The sequence below is a fragment of the Streptomyces sp. NPDC001980 genome, from assembly GCF_040296885.1.
GTDB lineage: Bacteria > Actinomycetota > Actinomycetes > Streptomycetales > Streptomycetaceae > Streptomyces.
On record NZ_JBEOYD010000022.1, the window covers coordinates 39,002 to 54,558 of the forward strand.

The window sequence follows — 15,557 nt, forward strand, 5'->3', positions numbered from 1 at the left end:
GGCTTACGCCTCCTTGCTCAGGTTCGGTCCGGCACCGCCGGCCGCCTGCTCGATCGGCGGGACGTCGGGCAGCGCCGACTTCTCCTCACCGCGGAAGGTGAAGGTCTTGGCCTCACCCTCGCCCTCGGTGTCCACGACCACGATGTGACCGGGGCGCAGCTCGCCGAAGAGGATCTTCTCCGAGAGCGTGTCCTCGATCTCGCGCTGGATCGTGCGACGCAGCGGACGCGCGCCCAGCACCGGGTCGTAGCCCTTCTTGGACAGCAGCTCCTTGGCGGACTGGGAGAGCTCGATGCCCATGTCCCGGTCCTTGAGGCGCTCGTCCACCTTGCCGACCATCAGGTCGACGATCCGCAGGATGTCCTCCTGCGTCAGCTGCGGGAAGACGACCACGTCGTCGACGCGGTTGAGGAACTCGGGCCGGAAGTGCTGCTTGAGCTCGTCCTGGACCTTGTTCTTCATGCGCTCGTAGTTGGACTTCGTGTCACCCGTGGCCGCGAAGCCCAGGTTGAAGCCCTTGGAGATGTCCCGGGTGCCGAGGTTGGTCGTCATGATGATGACCGTGTTCTTGAAGTCCACGACCCGGCCCTGGGAGTCGGTCAGGCGACCGTCCTCCAGGATCTGCAGCAGGCTGTTGAAGATGTCCGGGTGGGCCTTCTCCACCTCGTCGAAGAGGACGACGGAGAACGGCTTGCGGCGGACCTTCTCGGTCAGCTGGCCGCCCTCTTCGTAGCCCACGTAACCGGGGGGCGAACCGAAGAGACGCGACACCGTGTGCTTCTCGCTGAACTCCGACATGTCGAGGGAGATCAGCGCGTCCTCGTCACCGAAGAGGAACTCGGCGAGGGCCTTGGACAGCTCGGTCTTACCGACACCGGACGGGCCGGCGAAGATGAACGAGCCACCGGGGCGCTTCGGGTCCTTCAGACCGGCACGCGTACGGCGGATCGCCTTCGACAGCGCCTTGACGGCGTCGACCTGGCCGATGACCCGCTTGTGGAGCTCGTCCTCCATGCGCAGCAGACGCGAGGACTCCTCCTCGGTCAGCTTGAAGACCGGGATGCCGGTGGCCGTGGCGAGGACCTCGGCGATCAGCTCGCCGTCGACCTCGGCGACGACGTCCATGTCGCCGGCCTTCCACTCCTTCTCCCGCTTGGCCTTGGCGGCCAGGAGCTGCTTCTCCTTGTCGCGGAGGGAGGCGGCCTTCTCGAAGTCCTGCGAGTCGATCGCGGACTCCTTGTCCCGGCGGACGGCGGCGATCTTCTCGTCGAACTCGCGCAGGTCCGGCGGAGCGGTCATCCGGCGGATGCGCATCCGGGAGCCGGCCTCGTCGATCAGGTCGATCGCCTTGTCCGGCAGGAAGCGGTCCGAGATGTAGCGGTCGGCCAGGGTGGCCGCCTGGACCAGCGCCTCGTCCGTGATGGAGACCCGGTGGTGGGCCTCGTACCGGTCACGCAGACCCTTGAGGATCTCGATCGTGTGCGGCAGGGACGGCTCGGCGACCTGGATGGGCTGGAAGCGGCGCTCCAGGGCCGCGTCCTTCTCCAGGTGCTTGCGGTACTCGTCCAGGGTGGTGGCACCGATGGTCTGCAGCTCACCGCGGGCCAGCATCGGCTTCAGGATGGAAGCCGCGTCGATGGCGCCCTCGGCGGCACCCGCACCGACCAGCGTGTGCAGCTCGTCGATGAACAGGATGATGTCGCCGCGGGTGCGGATCTCCTTGAGCACCTTCTTCAGGCGCTCCTCGAAGTCACCGCGGTAGCGGGAGCCGGCGACCAGGGCGCCGAGGTCCAGGGTGTAGAGGTGCTTGTCCTTGAGGGTCTCGGGCACCTCGCCCTTGACGATGGCCTGGGCGAGGCCCTCGACGACGGCGGTCTTGCCGACGCCGGGCTCACCGATCAGGACCGGGTTGTTCTTGGTACGGCGGGACAGCACCTGCATGACCCGCTCGATCTCCTTCTCGCGCCCGATGACCGGGTCGAGCTTGGACTCACGAGCGGCCTGGGTGAGGTTCCGGCCGAACTGGTCGAGGACCAGGGACGTCGAGGGGGTGCCCTCGGCAGGGCCGCCCGCGGTGGCGGTCTCCTTGCCCTGGTAGCCGGAGAGCAGCTGGATGACCTGCTGCCGCACCCGGTTGAGATCAGCGCCCAGCTTGACCAGGACCTGGGCTGCGACGCCCTCGCCCTCACGGATCAGGCCGAGCAGGATGTGCTCCGTGCCGATGTAGTTGTGGCCCAGCTGAAGAGCCTCGCGGAGCGACAGCTCCAGGACCTTCTTGGCACGGGGGGTGAAGGGGATGTGCCCGGACGGGGCCTGCTGGCCCTGGCCGATGATCTCCTCCACCTGCTGGCGGACCGCCTCGAGCGAAATCCCGAGGCTCTCAAGGGCCTTGGCGGCGACACCCTCACCCTCATGGATCAGGCCCAGGAGGATGTGCTCGGTGCCGATGTAGTTGTGGTTGAGCATCCGGGCTTCTTCCTGAGCCAGGACGACAACCCGCCGCGCGCGGTCGGTGAACCTCTCGAACATCGTTAATCGCTCCTCAGAGCGGTCAGGCAGTGGGGGGAACTTCCCCTCCCTGTCCTACCGCAGCTTAGTCCCGCAAGCAGGGACCGCTCATTCCAACTGCCGACACCGTCGATGGCCTCCTGACCCCGAACGCCGACATCTGCTCCAACCCGATGGTGCGAGACGATGTTCCCGCAGGCCAGGCAGTTACCCCTTCCGCCAGTACGCCGATGGCGAACGTGAGACGGCCTCGCCTGCGTGTCGCCCCCTCCCACTAGGGATGTCTTACCCGCAGCTACTGACAGTCCATGCCGTGGGCCCCCGGTCCCTCCGCTACGGGCGAACAACCTTGCGTCCCTCCGGACCTCCGCACACCCCTTCTTCGGGCACCGTGCGCAGCCATACGCACACCCAGCGTAACCCCGGTGGCCTCGGGACGGTTGAACTCGGCATGGCTGGCACAGCGCCTCTGGCCGCTTCAACGCTCCCTCACCCCCGTAGGCCGTCCGACAGGCTCTCCGGCAGTCCGTCCGGTTCCGATTCCGGTTCCGAGTACGGCACCGGTCCCGGTTCCACTCAGGGCACCGGCCGGGCCGTCGCGCCGGACACCCGGCAGCCGAACCGGCTCCGGCACTGGTACGAGAACGATCTGGGGTGGGCAACGGTGCCCGCGGCGCCCGGAGAGCCGCTACGGCTGGTCACGGGCGTGCGTTTCGACGTGTTGGAGGTGCCCGCGCGGGCGGGTGTACGGGCGCTCAGACACCTGGCGCCGGGCTCTCCGGTGGCCCTTCAGGGCGGCCGGATGCGGCTGCTGGTGGCAGCGGGCAGCGCGGAGGAGCTGCCGGGGCTGCTGGCCTGGCTGGAGTGGGGCGCACCGGCCCTCGATCTCGATCTGCGGGCGCTGAGCGCCGGGGGCGCGATGGACGCTCCGGCACGGCCCTGGCCGACGGTCACCGGGATCCGGCCGCCTTCCGGATCCGCCGGGGTCCCGGCCGGGCCCGTACAGGGGGCCGCCGTCTGGTTGCGGCCCCCCGAGTCGGGGTGCGAGGCCGAGGCCTCGCTGCCGACGCTGTCGGCCATGGGGGGCGTTGGAAGCGCCCCCGATCTCGTACGACTGGTGAACACGGTGGCCACGGAGTGCCACCGGGTCCGGCTGCGGCGCGTGGGCCACGGGCCGGAGGACAGTCAGGCGTTCGCGTCCTCGTAAGCCTGGCGAATCGTCGCCGGAACACGGCCACGGTCGTTGACGTCGTAACCGTTCTCCTTGGCCCACGCGCGAATCTGCGCGGTGTCCTGGCTGCCGCCGGAAGCCGAACGGGCCTTTCCGCGTCCGCCCGAAGCACGGCCACCGGTACGCCGGCCGCCCTTGACATAGGCGTCGAGAAGGCCGCGCAGCTTGTCCGCATTGGCGGTCGTGAGGTCGATCTCGTACGTCTTGCCGTCCAACGCGAACGTCACGGTCTCGTCCGCCTCGCCGCCGTCGAGGTCGTCGACAAGAAGGACCTGAACCTTCTGTGCCACCGGATTTCCTTTCATCGATAACTTCAGGGCCGGGGTGTGCGGCGCCCGCCGTTTCGCCGCCCCCTGTTATATGCAGTACTGCAGTACGTCGGAAAGCAAACCGCTTTTGCGGGAAAAACACAAACCCCTGGGAGAGACCGAGGGGCCCGCTCCCACCCGGAAACATGCGCGTTTCGGACATAGGGCACCGGGGCAAGGGGGGATGCCCGGAATAGAGGGCCGATCTCCGGCCCATCACTGCCCATCACTGCCCATCACTGCCGCGATGGCCCTTGTCCGCCGCGATCCCTCTCGGCGATCACAGATGCAGAAGCATCCGGCTGTTGCCCAAGGTGTTCGGTTTCACTCGTTCGAGTCCGAGGAACTCCGCGACACCCTCGTCATAGGAACGCAGCAGCTCCGCGTAGACATCGGTGTCCACGGGTGTCTCGCCGATCTCCACGAAGCCGTGCTTCCCGAAGAACTCGACTTCGAAGGTCAGACAGAAAACACGGCGAACACCAAGCCAACGTGCGGTCTCCAGCAACTTCTCCAGCAACTGATGACCGACACCGGCACCCTTGAGGCCCCGGTTCACCGCGAGAGTGCGCACTTCCGCGAGGTCTTCCCACATCACGTGCAGTGCGCCGCAGCCGACCACCTCGGCGTTGTCGTCGCGTTCCGCGACCCAGAACTCCTGGATGTCCTCGTAAAGCGTCACCGTGGCTTTGTCGAGCAGGATGCGGTCGCGAACGTACACGTCGAGGAGGCGGCGCACGGCCGGGACATCGCTGGTCCGGGCCCGCCGGACGGTGATGGCTTTTGCGGTGACTTCGGGGCGCGTCGCTGACATGAGCGGACGCTATCGCCCGCCGGAGTCCGCCACGGAGCCGGGGTTCTCCTCTTGCGGAGCTTCCCGCTCTTCCCTCTCGCTATCCGGACCCTGCACGATGCGTACGGCGTCCCGCAGGGCCTGCCGCTGTTCGTCGCTCATCATCCCGAAGAAGGCGACGAGTGCGGCGGCCGGGTTGTCACTCTGCGACCAGGCGTCGTTCATCAGGGCGGCGGCGTAGGCGGCCCGGGTGGAGACGGCTTCATATCGATAGGCCCGCCCTTCGGCCTCCCGCCGGACCCAGCCCTTCTGATGGAGATTGTCCAAAACGGTCATCACCGTGGTGTACGCGATGGACCGTTCCCGCTGAAGGTCTTCCAGGACTTCTCGAACGGTCACCGGGCGGTTCCACTTCCACACCCGCGTCATGACCGCGTCTTCGAGTTCTCCCAATGGGCGAGGCACAGCTCAGAACAATAGTGGGAGATCCCGCCAATGGCGTGCCGGACGTGCACTTTCAGCGACAAAGGCGAACAAAAAGGGCGTACGACTCGGAAATCGCGGTACGGGGAAGGGGCACCGGGAGCGCGTCGCCCGCCGCGGCAGGCGCGGGAAGCCCGGCTCTCAGACGCCGTCGGTCTTGGAGACGGCGGCCTGGCGGGCGTTCTCCGCGAAGGCCGCGTCGACGGCGGCGTCCTCCTTGGCCTTGGCGGCCCCGCCCTGGGTCTTCACGATCACCCGGACCAGACCGATGAAGAAGATCGCCATGACGACCGGAGGCACGAGCGCGGAGACGTAGTCCATGGGTCCAGCGTAGCCACGGAGTACCGGGCGAAAGGGGCGGGGTGGGCGAACCGCTCCACAACCCCCCGCCAGCTGCCGTTTTCTCAGCCGGCGGCGAGTTGCTGCGGGGGCCCGGCGGGCGGCGCGGCGGGCCGGCGCCGCGGAAAGACCTCGCCCGGCGTGGGAATGGGCCGCCTCGGCGCGGCGGGCTCGGGAGCCGCGGGCCGCGGGGCGGGCCGCTCCGCCGGCTTCTCCTTGGGCTTCTTCTCCGGCTCCTTCGCCACCCCGCCCGGCAGGGCCGTCAGCCGGACCCTGGAGGCCGGAACGGCCGGTGCCGGGACCTTCCGGGCCCCCTGGGCGAGCCGGGCCCTCACGTCGCGCTCGGCGAGGTCCTGGCAGCGGCAGAGCAGAGCGGCGGCACCGGCGTCCCCCCGCAGCGCCCGCAGCGCGGCGAGGTCGTCCGGGGTGGGCCGGTGCCCGGCCCCCAGCGCCTCCTCCAGGAGGGCCAGGTAACCGGCGACGGCCCCCGGCAGGGCGGCACGGTACCGGGCCAGATCGGCCACCAGGAAGGCACGCAGTCGGGCCCCCTCGCCGATCGCCTCGTCGAGCGACTCGGCGAGCCGATGACAGTCCTTGACGTCCTCGGCGGAGACGGGACCGGGGTGAAGGGCGAGGGCGAGGGCACGGCGGAGCACACGCAGCTCCTCCGCACCGAACACCATGCCGCCGCGGGATCCGTATGGCGTGGGCATGGACCGAAGATACGCGTAAATCAGACAAACTCGACATAGCGACCGGGTGTGGCGCGACAGGGCCACCCACCTGGCCGCGAGCCGGTCCGCACCCGATCCAGCCCGTCTGGGGGTACCCCCTCTGGGGGAGTTTGAGGACGAGGCCGTTCAGGCCGAAGCGGGGTCCGGGGACGGCGGCCCCCGAAACGGACGGCCGCAACGGGAGGTCGAAGGGGGCCCACCCCCTGGAGGACGGGACGGGTAGGGGCAGCGGGGGCGAAGAACCCGCGCCCGCCCCCCACCGCCCGCTCACATCCGCGACACGTTCCGCTCGTACACCAGCCTCAGCCCCACCAGCGTCAGCCACGGCTCATGCTCGTCGATCACCGACGACTCCCCCAGCACCATCGGCGCCAGCCCACCCGTCGCGATCACCGTCACATCGTCCGGATCGTCCGCCAGCTCCCGCGCCATCCGCCCGACCACCCCGTCGACCTGCCCGGCGAACCCGTACACGATGCCCGCCTGCATGGCCTCCACCGTGTTCTTCCCGATCACACTCCGCGGCCGCGCCACCTCGATCTTCCGCAGCTGCGCACCCCTGACGCCCAGCGCCTCCACGGAGATCTCGATACCGGGCGCGATCACACCCCCGACGTACTCCCCGCGCGCGGACACCGCGTCGAAGGTCGTGGCCGTCCCGAAGTCGACGACGATCGCCGGCCCCCCGAACAGCTCGACGGCGGCGACCGCGTTGATGATCCGGTCGGCGCCGACCTCCTTGGGGTTGTCGGTGAGGATCGGCACCCCGGTCTTCACCCCGGGCTCCACCAGCACCGCCGGCACATCGCCGTAGTACCGCCGCGTGACCTCGCGCAGCTCGTGCAGCACGCTCGGCACGGTCGCGCAGATCGCGATCCCGTCGATGCCGTCGCCCAGCTCGTCGCCGAGCAGCGGGTGCATGCCCATCAGGCCCTGGAGGAGCACCGCCAGCTCGTCGGCGGTACGGCGCGCGTCCGTGGAGATGCGCCAGTGCTCGACGATGTCCTCGCCGTCGAAGAGCCCGAGGACGGTGTGCGTGTTGCCGACGTCGATCGTGAGGAGCATGGGGTCACTCCGCCTCGCGCAGGTCCAGGCCGATGTCCAGGATCGGCGAGGAGTGGGTGAGGGCGCCGACGGCCAGGAAGTCCACGCCCGTCTCGGCGTACGCCCGCGCGTTGTCCAGCGTGAGCCGCCCGGACGCCTCCAGGAGCGCGCGCCCGCCGACGATGGCGACGGCCTCCTCGCACTCCATCGGCGTGAAGTTGTCCAGCAGGATCAGGTCGGCGCCCGCGTCGACGACCTCGCGCAGCTGGTGCAGGGTGTCGACCTCGACCTCGATCGGCAGCTCCGGGAACGCCTCCCGTACCGCCTTGAAGGCCTGGCCGACGCCGCCGGCGGCGACCACGTGGTTGTCCTTGACCAGGGCCGCGTCGGAGAGCGACATGCGGTGGTTGACGCCGCCGCCGCTGCGCACCGCGAACTTCTCCAGGGAGCGCAGCCCCGGGGTGGTCTTGCGGGTGTCCCGCACGCGCGTGGTCGTGCCCTCCAGCTCGTCCGCCCACGCGCGCGTGGCCGTCGCGATGCCGGAGAGGCGGTTCAGGATGTTGAGGGCGCTGCGTTCGGCGGTGAGCAGGTCGCGGGTGCGGGTGGTGATCGACAGCAGGCGCTGCCCGGCCTCGACCCGGTCGCCGTCCTCGACGTGCCGCTCGACCTCGAACTCGTCGGTGCAGACCACGGAGACCACGGCCTCGGCGACCCTGAGGCCCGCGACGACACCGGCCTCGCGCGCGACGAAGTCGCCGGTCGCCACCGCCTCCTCGGGGATGGTCGCGACGGTCGTCACGTCCAGGCCGCCCGCCAGGTCCTCCTGAATGGCCACGTTGGCGACGTCCTCGACCTCGATGGGGTCGAGCCCGGCGGCGGCCAGCAGTTCGGCGAGCGCGGGGTCGAGACCGCACTCCAGGTACTCCTCGTCGCCCTCGGCGCCACAGGCACAGCCGTCGCCGCAGCCGCCGCCGTCGGCGAGGGGAAGGTCGTTGGTGCTCACGTCTGTCACTGCTCCTGGTGTGGCTGGTGCGGCCGGGTAGGGGGGAAGTCTGCGGTGTCGGTGGTGCCCACGGCCAGCGTCCGGTCGGGATTCAGCCGTACGACGATGTGGCGCCCCCAGCGGGCGTCGTCGCGGTCGGCGTGGTCCTCGCGCCAGTGGCAGCCGCGGGTCTCCTCACGGCGGCGGGCCGCCTCGACGAGCACGCGCGCGACGCACAGGAGGTTGGTGGCCTCCCAGGTGTCGACGCCGGGCTCGGCGGTCTTGCCGTTCTCGTCCAGGGCGTCGCGGGCGTCCGCGTGCAGCCGCTGGAGCTGTGCGGCGGCCCTGGCCAGGGACGCCTCGGAGCGCAGCACGCCGGCGCCCTCGGTCATGATCCGCTGGATCGCGAACCGTGCCTCGGGGGTCTGCAACGGGTGCGCGGGCTTCTCGGGGTGCGGGACCGGTGCGGGCACGCGCGCGTGCAGGCCGTGGTCCGCGCGGGCCGCCGTGATGTCGGCGGCGATGCGCTCGGCGTAGACGAGGCCTTCGAGGAGGGAGTTGGAGGCGAGCCGGTTCGCGCCGTGCACGCCGGTGCACGCGACCTCGCCGCACGCGTAGAGCCCGGGAACGGTCGTGCGCCCGCGCGCGTCGGTGCGTACGCCCCCGGAGGCGTAGTGGGCGGCGGGCGCTATCGGGATGGGCTCGGTGACCGGGTCGATGCCGTGGGCGCGGCAGGCGGCCAGGATGGTCGGGAAGCGGTGTTCCCACATGTCGGCGCCGAAGTGCCGGGCGTCGAGGTACATGTGCTCGGCGCCCTGCGCCAGCATCCGGCGCAGGATGCCCTTGGCGACGATGTCCCGGGGCGCCAGTTCGGCGAGTTCGTGCTGCCCCACCATGAAGCGCACGCCCTCGGCGTCGACCAGGTGGGCGCCCTCGCCGCGCACCGCCTCGGAGACCAGCGGCTGCTGGCCCTCCGCGTCGGGGCCCAGGAAGAGCACGGTCGGGTGGAACTGCACGAATTCGAGGTCGCTGACCTCCGCGCCTGCGCGCAGGGCCAGCGCCACACCGTCGCCGGTCGACACCGACGGGTTGGTGGTCGCGGAGAACACCTGGCCCATGCCACCGGTGGCGAGGACGACCGCGGGGGCGTGCACGGCGCCCACGCCGTCGTGCTGGCCCTCGCCCATGACGTGCAGGGTGACACCGGCCGTACGGCCCTCGGCGTCGGTCAGCAGGTCCAGGACGAGCGCGTTCTCGAAGGTGCGCAGCCCACGCGCGCGTACCGCCTCCACGAGGGCCCGGGAGACCTCGGCGCCGGTGGCGTCGCCGCCCGCGTGCGCGATCCGGCGCCGGTGGTGGCCGCCCTCACGGGTGAGGTCCAGGCCGCCTTCCGAGGACTCGTCGAAGATGGCGCCGGTGTCGATGAGACGGCGTACCGCGCCCGGGCCCTCGGTGACGAGGATCCGTACCGCTTCCTCGTCGCAGAGGCCGGCGCCGGCCACCAGGGTGTCCCCGAGGTGCTGTTCGGGGGTGTCGCCCTCGCCGAGGGCCGCGGCGATGCCGCCCTGGGCCCAGCGGGTGGAGCCGTCGTCCAGGCGGGCCTTGGTGACGACGACCGTGGTGAGCCCGGCGGCCTGACAGCGCAGGGCCGCGGTGAGGCCGGCCACCCCGGACCCGACGACGACCACGTCCGCCGAGATGCTCCACCCGGGGGCGGGCGCGTGCAGTCGTATGCCGGTGCTGGTGCCTGTACTGCTGGTGCCTGTGCTGGTCACGAGGCGGCTCCGAGGGTTCCGAAGGTGAGCGGAAGGTTGTCGATCAGCCGGGTCGTCCCGACCCGGGCGGCGACGGCGAGGACGGCCTCTCCGGTGAAGTCGTCGTCGATCTCGGTGAAGTCGGACGGGTCGACCAGGGCGAGGTAGTCCAGTTCGAGCGGCGGGTCGTAGTGGACGGCCTCGTCCAGGACCTGGCGGGCGGCCGCGCGGACCGCCGCGGCGGCGTTCGGCACGGCCTTGGCGACGGCGTGCGCGTCGGCGGCCGCGCGGGACTCGCCTATGGCGCTGAGCGCCTCGGCGCGCGCCCGCGTGGACGGCACCTCGAGCGCCCGCGCGCGCAGCGCCTCCTGTGCCGCGTGCCGGTCGCGGCCGGCGAACAGCGCGCGGGACAGCGTGAGCGCCGTGCGCCGGTCGTCGACCGACAGGTAGCGGTTGCGGCTGGACAGCGCGAGCCCGTCGGCCTCGCGCACGGTCGGTACGCCGACGATCTCGATGCCGAAGTTCAGGTCGCGCACCATGCGCCGGATCACGGCCAGCTGCTGGGCGTCCTTCTGCCCGAACAGGGCCGCGTCGGGCCGGGTGAGGTGCAGCAGCTTGGCGACGACGGTGAGGACGCCGTCGAAGTGCCCGGGGCGGGAGGCGCCCTCCAGGACCGTGCCCATGGGACCGGCGGTGACCCGCACCTGGGGCTCCCCGCCCGGGTAGACCTCGTCGACGAAGGGAGCGAACACCACGTCCGCGCCGGCCTGCTCGGCGATCTTCAGATCGGCGTCCAGGGTGCGCGGGTAGCGGTCGAGGTCCTCGCCGGCACCGAACTGGAGCGGGTTGACGAAGACCGTGACGACGACCTCGCCGTCCCGGCCCGCGATCTCGCGCGCGGCACGGATCAGGGTGGCGTGGCCCTCGTGCAGGGCGCCCATGGTCATCACGACGGCGCGGCGCCCGTGCCGCACGCGCGCGTGCAGTTCCTCGGCGGTACGCAGCAGGGCGGTGCTCATCGGGGGTTCCCCTCGGTGCCGTTGGTGCCGGACGTGCCGGTGCCGCCGTCGGCGCTGTGCGCGAGGACACCGAGCAGGTCCTCGGCGAGCTCCGGCTTCAGCAGGCCGTGCGCGAGCGCCCGGTCGGCCGTCGCGCGGGCCATCGCCAGGTAGCCGTCGACGGCCTGCGGGGCGTGCCTGCGCAACTCCGTGACGTGCGCGGCGACGGTGCCCGCGTCCCCGCGCGCGACCGGCCCGGTCAGCGCCGCGTCGCCGGAGCGCAGGGCGTTGTCCAGGGCGGCGCCGAGCAGCGGCCCGAGCATCCGGTCGGGGGCTTCCACGCCGGCGGTGCGCAGCAGCTCCATGGCCTGGGCGACCAGGGTGACCAGGTGGTTGGCGCCGAGGGCGAGGGCCGCGTGGTACAGCGGGCGGTTCTCCTCGAAGATCCACTCCGGTTCGCCGCCCATCTCGATGACCAGGGCCTCGGCGGCCAGCCGCAGCTCCTCGGGCGCGGTCACCCCGAACGAGCAGCCGGCCAGCCGCTGCACGTCGACGGGCGTCCCGGTGAAGGTCATCGCCGGGTGCAGGGCCAGCGGCAGCGCGCCCGCGCGCAGGGCCGGGTCCAGGACCTTCGCGCCGTACCGCCCCGAGGTGTGCACGAGCAGCTGGCCGGGCCGTACGGCACCGGTCTCGGCGAGGCCGGCGACCAGGCCGGGCAGGGCGTCGTCGGGGACGGTCAGCAGGACCAGGTCGGCGCGCCGGAGGACCTCGGCGGGGGGTACCAGCGGGACGTCGGGCAGCATCGCCTCGGCGCGCCGCCGGGAGGCGTCGGAGACCCCGGAGACGGCCACCGGGCGGTGCCCGGCGAGCTGCAGGGACGCGGCCAGCGCGGGGCCCACCCGGCCCGCGCCGACAACGCCGACGGTGAGCCGCGCGGGGCGGTCACTGGGGTCTGGCTGTTGGACTGTACTCACGCGAGGGTGGCCTTCCCGTTCCAGTCCGCTCTGGGTACCGGACGATTTCTCGTCATGTTAACGCTATCCGGTCCGGAGCCGATCGGCCGTCCACAGGCTGTGGGTGACGGGTCACACCGGCGGTACGGAAAGCGGTTCTGAAAAATGACAGGCCCCCGGTCGACGTGCCACGGCATCATCCACGGCATGAGTGATACGGCGACGGCCCAGGACGAGCAGCCGAAGGAACCCCTGTCGGCGGAAGACCGGATGCGGGAGCGGCGCTCCGCCGCCTACCGGGGGGCCACCCGCCTCCTCGCGCGCGTGGGCGTGCGGGCCTCGCTGCGCGAACGGCTCGCGCGGCTCCAGGAGGCCGCCCCCGAGGTGTACGACCTGGACGAACCGTCGGACATCTACGGCAACGGCGTCGTCGAGGCCCTGGAGCGGCGCGTCGCGGCCCTGCTGGGCACGGAGGCCGCCGCGTTCTTCCCGACCGGCACGATGGCCCAGCAGGTCGCCCTGCGCTGCTGGGCGGCCCGCACCGGCAACCCCACGGTCGCCGTGCACGCCCTCGCCCACCCCGAGGTGCACGAGCGCAACGCCTTTCGCGAGGTGGCCGGCCTGCGCACCGTGCGCGTCACCGGCGAGCCCCGGCTCCCCACCGCCCAGGAGATACGCGACTTCGCGGAGCCCTTCGGGGCGCTGATGCTGGAGCTGCCCCTCAGGGACGCCGGTTTCGTCCTGCCCTCCTGGGAGGAGCTCACGGAGCTGGTGGAGGCGGCGCGGGAGCGCGACGCGGTGGTGCACTTCGACGGCGCGCGCCTGTGGGAGTCCACCGTCCACTTCGGTCGCCCCCTGCCCGAGATCGCGGACCTGGCGGACAGCGTCTACGTGTCGTTCTACAAGTCCCTCGACGGCTTCGGCGGCGCCGCGCTGGCCGGCCCGAAGCCCCTGGTCGAGGAGGCGAAGACCTGGCGCCACCGCTACGGCGGCATGGTCTTCCAGCAGTTCCCGACCGCCCTGGCGGCCCTGGCCGGCCTGGACCGCGAACTGCCCCGCCTCCCGGAGTACGTCCGCCACGCGCGCGTGGTCGCCACGGCCCTGCGGGACGGCTTCACCGAGTCGGGCGTCCCCTGGTCCCGCATCCACCCCGAGGAACCCCACACCCACCAGTTCCAGGTCTGGCTGCCGTACGCCGCCGACGTACTCCTGGAGACGGCGGTACGCCAGGCCGAGGAGACCGGTACCTACCTCTTCCCCGGCTTCTGGGACCCGAGGGGCCCGGGCCTGTCCATGACCGAGGTCACGGTGACGGCCGAGGGCCTGGAGTGGACACCGGAGGACGTGAGGGCGGCGGTCGCGGACTTCGTGGGGCGACTGCCTGGAACGCCGCGAGCTGAAGCGCCCCTTTAGGGGCGCTGGGGGTACCCCCGGCCGAAGGCTGGGGGAGGAACTGCGCGAGCAACCCCACACAACCCGCACCCGCCACTCGACCGCACCCGGCACCCCGGTAGGCGCCCGGCCTACCCACGTCGTGGCAACGTGCACGATGGGCATATGAGCGTACGTATCGACATCGCCGGGCTGCGCCCCGAGAGCGTCGCCGTCGTGCCCTCCCCGCTGGCCGAGCTCGGCATGGCGCTGCACGCGCTGTCCGAGCCGGGGCACCACCCCGGCCTGCAGGGCTGGGCGACCGGCGTGACCGCCCGCATGGAGCCGCATCTGGCCGACCGGATGTGCGAGGCGGACTTCCTGTGGCGGACGACGTTCTCGGACCTGTTCCTGCCGTACGCGGCGATGCCGGACGCCCTCCCGGCCGGCACGCTCGTGGCCGAACTCGACCAGCTGGACAAGCTGCCGGACGAACAGTTCGTCGACGCGGCCATGGAGTTCACGTGCGTACTCACCTACGCCACGCGGGCGCCGGCCCTCCTGTCGGATCCCGCCGGGCGCCGCAGGGCACTGGAGGTGGCCGCCTCGCGGGGCCCGCAGCAGGTCCGGTTCGCCCAGCGGCTGCTCGACGATCCGCCGAGCGTGCGCGCGTGGCTGCGCCGGTTCCTGGAGGACTGTGCCGAGGCGTTCTTCGACGAGGCGTGGTCACGGCTGCGCCACCAGCTGGCGGCCGACGCCCGGCACAAGACGGAGCTGCTGCGCCGCAAGGGGCCGGCCGAGGCGCTGGCGGCGGTCTCGCCCGCCGTGACGCTCGACGACGTGACGCTCGACGAGACGGGCGAGAGGCGCGCGCGGATCACCGTGGACAAGCTCACCGACGGCCACGCGCGCGTGGCGGCGGACGGCCTGCTGCTGGTGCCCACGAGCCTGGGCCGGCCGCACCTGATGGTCCTGCACCGCTACGGCTGGCAGCCGGTGCTGCACTACCCGGTCGGCTCGCCGGAGCTCGCCCCGCCCGCGTCGGTGGAGGAGCTGACGCTGCGGATGGCGGCGCTGTCCCATCCGGTGCGGATGCGGCTGTGCCGGCATCTGGCCCGCAGCGCGTACACCACCAGCGAGCTGGCGCAGGTGCACGGCCTGTCGGCGCCGGAGGTGTCCCGGCATCTGGGCGTGCTCAAGAAAGCGGGCCTGGTCACGACGCGCCGCCGCGGCCGGTACGTACTGCACCAGCTGGACGTCACGGTCGTCGCCCGGCTCGGCAGCGACTTCCTGGAGGGGATACTCCGTTAGTCGTGCGGTTCGCCGGCCGTGGGGCACGCTAGCCGTGTCCGCCGCCCGCCCGCACCAGCCCGGTCTCGTAGGCCAGGACGACCACCTGCACGCGGTCCCGGAGCCCGAGCTTGGTCAGGATGCGGCCCACATGGGTCTTCACGGTCGCCTCGGACAGCACCAGCCGGCTCGCGATCTCGCCGTTGGACAGGCCCTGCGCGACCAGCACCATCACCTCGCGCTCGCGCTCGGTGAGCCGCTCCAGTTCCTGGTGCCGGGGCTCCCTGCCGGCGGAGGGCAGCATCGGCGCGAACCGGTCGAGGAGGCGCCGGGTGGTGGAGGGCGCGACGACGGCGTCGCCGCTGTGCACGGAACGGATGGCGGCCAGCAGCTCGCCCGGGGGCACGTCCTTGAGCATGAAGCCGGAGGCGCCCGCCTTCAGCCCCGAGAAGGCGTACTCGTCGAGGTCGAAGGTGGTCAGGATGAGCACCTTGGGCGCGTCGGGCTGCTCGCAGATGCGCCGGGTGGCCTCCACGCCGTCCAGCTTGGGCATGCGCACGTCCATCAGGACGACGTCCACCGCGGTGGACGCGAGCACCTGGAGGGCCTCGACGCCGTCGCCCGCCTCCGCGACGACCTCCATGTCCGGCTGGGCCGCGAGCACCATCCGGAACCCGGTGCGCAGCAGCACCTGGTCGTCGACGAGCATCACGCGGATCGTCATCGGGTCCTCTTCCGTTTCTCATTCGTTCTTGTTCGGCCGCTCGGC

15 protein-coding genes are annotated in these 15,557 nt (G+C 71.6%); 3 read left to right on the plus strand and 12 right to left on the minus strand.

All coding sequences use genetic code 11. From position 1 onward, the window contains the following. Positions 1-3: 3 nt before the first annotated feature. Positions 4-2,529: an ATP-dependent Clp protease ATP-binding subunit gene (locus ABT137_RS29625; RefSeq protein WP_351714168.1), complete on the minus strand. Its 2,526-nt coding sequence runs from the start codon at positions 2,527-2,529 to the stop codon at positions 4-6. A gap of 430 nt (positions 2,530-2,959) precedes the next feature. On the opposite strand from ABT137_RS29625, the gene ABT137_RS29630 reads away from it, so the two are divergent. Beyond that, positions 2,960-3,715, plus strand: a complete 756-nt coding sequence (locus tag ABT137_RS29630; protein ID WP_351714169.1) for an SCO3374 family protein — start codon at positions 2,960-2,962, stop codon at positions 3,713-3,715. On the opposite strand, the gene ABT137_RS29635 is transcribed toward ABT137_RS29630, so the two are convergent. From ABT137_RS29635 to ABT137_RS29680, 10 genes are all read right to left on the minus strand, one after another. Continuing rightward, positions 3,694-4,029, minus strand: a complete 336-nt coding sequence (locus tag ABT137_RS29635; RefSeq protein ID WP_351714170.1) for a histone-like nucleoid-structuring protein Lsr2 — start codon at positions 4,027-4,029, stop codon at positions 3,694-3,696. The genes ABT137_RS29630 and ABT137_RS29635 overlap by 22 nt on opposite strands. A gap of 298 nt (positions 4,030-4,327) precedes the next feature. After that, on the minus strand, positions 4,328-4,861 hold the full coding sequence (locus tag ABT137_RS29640; RefSeq protein ID WP_294009416.1) for an amino-acid N-acetyltransferase: 534 nt from the start codon (positions 4,859-4,861) through the stop codon (positions 4,328-4,330). 9 nt (positions 4,862-4,870) lie between these two features. Next, positions 4,871-5,293 (minus strand): BlaI/MecI/CopY family transcriptional regulator, encoded by a 423-nt coding sequence (locus ABT137_RS29645; protein WP_502984592.1) that lies wholly within the window; start codon positions 5,291-5,293, stop codon positions 4,871-4,873. Between the two features lie 171 nt (positions 5,294-5,464). Continuing rightward, positions 5,465-5,644: a hypothetical protein gene (locus ABT137_RS29650; protein WP_093500017.1), complete on the minus strand. Its 180-nt coding sequence runs from the start codon at positions 5,642-5,644 to the stop codon at positions 5,465-5,467. Between the two features lie 83 nt (positions 5,645-5,727). Further along, positions 5,728-6,345 carry a hypothetical protein gene (locus ABT137_RS29655; protein ID WP_351714261.1) on the minus strand — a complete coding sequence of 206 codons (618 nt, stop codon included), beginning with the start codon at positions 6,343-6,345 and terminating at the stop codon, positions 5,728-5,730. 318 nt (positions 6,346-6,663) lie between these two features. Continuing rightward, positions 6,664-7,461: a type III pantothenate kinase gene (locus ABT137_RS29660; RefSeq protein ID WP_351714172.1), complete on the minus strand. Its 798-nt coding sequence runs from the start codon at positions 7,459-7,461 to the stop codon at positions 6,664-6,666. Between the two features lie 4 nt (positions 7,462-7,465). Next, on the minus strand, positions 7,466-8,443 hold the full coding sequence (nadC, locus tag ABT137_RS29665) for a carboxylating nicotinate-nucleotide diphosphorylase (protein WP_351714173.1): 978 nt from the start codon (positions 8,441-8,443) through the stop codon (positions 7,466-7,468). A gap of 5 nt (positions 8,444-8,448) precedes the next feature. Beyond that, a complete protein-coding gene (locus tag ABT137_RS29670) occupies positions 8,449-10,197 on the minus strand; it encodes an L-aspartate oxidase (RefSeq protein ID WP_351714174.1) in 1,749 nt (582 codons plus the stop codon). Next, the gene (gene panC, locus ABT137_RS29675; RefSeq protein ID WP_351714175.1) at positions 10,194-11,195 is read right to left on the minus strand and encodes a pantoate--beta-alanine ligase; all 1,002 of its coding nucleotides are present in this window, start codon (positions 11,193-11,195) and stop codon (positions 10,194-10,196) included. The genes ABT137_RS29670 and panC overlap by 4 nt, the downstream gene beginning before the upstream one ends. Then, the gene (locus ABT137_RS29680) at positions 11,192-12,148 is read right to left on the minus strand and encodes a Rossmann-like and DUF2520 domain-containing protein (RefSeq protein WP_351714176.1); all 957 of its coding nucleotides are present in this window, start codon (positions 12,146-12,148) and stop codon (positions 11,192-11,194) included. The genes panC and ABT137_RS29680 overlap by 4 nt, the downstream gene beginning before the upstream one ends. 186 nt (positions 12,149-12,334) lie before the next feature. On the opposite strand from ABT137_RS29680, the gene ABT137_RS29685 reads away from it, so the two are divergent. Beyond that, positions 12,335-13,540: a threonine aldolase family protein gene (locus ABT137_RS29685; protein ID WP_351714177.1), complete on the plus strand. Its 1,206-nt coding sequence runs from the start codon at positions 12,335-12,337 to the stop codon at positions 13,538-13,540. A gap of 144 nt (positions 13,541-13,684) precedes the next feature. Continuing rightward, a complete protein-coding gene (locus ABT137_RS29690; RefSeq protein ID WP_351714178.1) occupies positions 13,685-14,809 on the plus strand; it encodes a DUF5937 family protein in 1,125 nt (374 codons plus the stop codon). 28 nt (positions 14,810-14,837) lie between these two features. On the opposite strand, the gene ABT137_RS29695 is transcribed toward ABT137_RS29690, so the two are convergent. Continuing rightward, positions 14,838-15,512: a response regulator gene (locus ABT137_RS29695; protein WP_351714179.1), complete on the minus strand. Its 675-nt coding sequence runs from the start codon at positions 15,510-15,512 to the stop codon at positions 14,838-14,840. Positions 15,513-15,557: the final 45 nt, after the last annotated feature.